Genomic DNA, 1,301 nt, shown 5'->3' on the forward strand with positions numbered 1-1,301 from the left:
TCCGCTCGGCCTCGCGGCGGGCGGCGTTCGCCTTCTCCCGGATCTCCCGGGTGCGGTCGCGGTCGGCGGTGCTCTTCGTGCTCATGCGTGGTCCTCGTGCTCTGTCGTGGGTCGGATGGTGGTCGGGGAGTGGTCGGTGCGGGTGCGGGTGCGGGTGCGCGATCGGGAGCCGGGCGGCGGCCGGGCGCCGGCGCGGCGCGGCGCGGGGGTCACAGGAGGGTGTCCCCGACGAAGCCGCCGGGCGCGCAGCCGGGCGGGATGGCGAAGACCGCGGAGCCGACGGGCGTGATCCACTCGTTCAGCAGGTCGAGCTCGTCCAGCCGGCGCTGCAGCGGGACGAACTGCGCATCGACGTCACGCTGGTAGGAGACGAACAGGAGCCCGGAGTCGGAGACGCTCCCGTCCGCGGCCGGTGCCTGGTCGTAGTTGTAGCCGCGGCGGAAGATGCGCTCGTCGGGGTCGTCCGACCGGGCCCGGCGGATGTGCGCGAAATCCGGGATCACGGGGAAGCCGAGGGGCGTGGTCGCCGCGAGGTCGGGCTCGTCGTGCTCCCGGGTGCCGGTCAGCGGCGCGCCCTCGGCGAGCGTGCGGCCGACGGCCTGCTCGCGGCCGGAGCGGTCGAGGCCGTCCCACGCGTCGAGGTCCATGGAGATGCGGCGGAGCACGAGGCCCGTCCCGCCCTCGAGCCACGCGGGTCCGCCGCCGCCCCAGACGAGGCGCTCGTGGTCCGGGCTCCCGGGCTGCAGGTTGACGGTGCCGTCCACCTGGCCGAACAGGTTCCGCATGGTCGTGCCGGCGGCCTCGGATCCGGCGGCGCGGCGGAAGCCCGGCTGCGACCACCGGAGGGAGGCGAACGAGCGGGCGTCCTTCAGCAGCATCCGCGTCGCGTGGGCGAGGGTCAGCGGGTCGTCGGCGCCGACGTGGACCAGCAGGTCCCCGTCCGAGTAGGCCGGGTCGAGCCGGTCGACCGTGAAGGCGGGGAGGGGTCGGAGCCACGTCGGCGCGGCGGACGGGCCCGCCGCGCGCCGGACGAGCTCCGGGCCGAACCCGAACGTCACCGTCAGGCGCGCGGCGACGGCCGCGAGCTCCGGCTCGGAGTCGGCCAGCGCCGCCTCGCCCCGGGTGAGCCGCGACGCGTCGTCCGAGAGCACCGACATCATCCGCCGCAGCGCCGCCCGGTCGGTCCCGGGGTGCAGGTCGAGGGCGAGGAACACGGCGTGCGCCTGCGGCGGGGTGTCGATCCCGGCCTGCCGCGCACCGTGGAAGGGCTCGCGCGCCGCGCCCACGTCGAGCGGGGCGGC

1 protein-coding gene is annotated in these 1,301 nt (G+C 76.6%); it reads right to left on the bottom strand.

Annotated elements, in window-relative coordinates; translation table 11 throughout:
- Window positions 1-209: 209 nt before the first annotated feature.
- A partial coding sequence (locus tag Q6969_RS15730; RefSeq protein WP_317231280.1) for a Dyp-type peroxidase occupies window positions 210-1,301 on the bottom strand: 1,092 nt, incomplete at its 5' end.

This window comes from Clavibacter sp. MX14-G9D, from assembly GCF_032917815.1.
GTDB lineage: Bacteria > Actinomycetota > Actinomycetes > Actinomycetales > Microbacteriaceae > Clavibacter > Clavibacter michiganensis_K.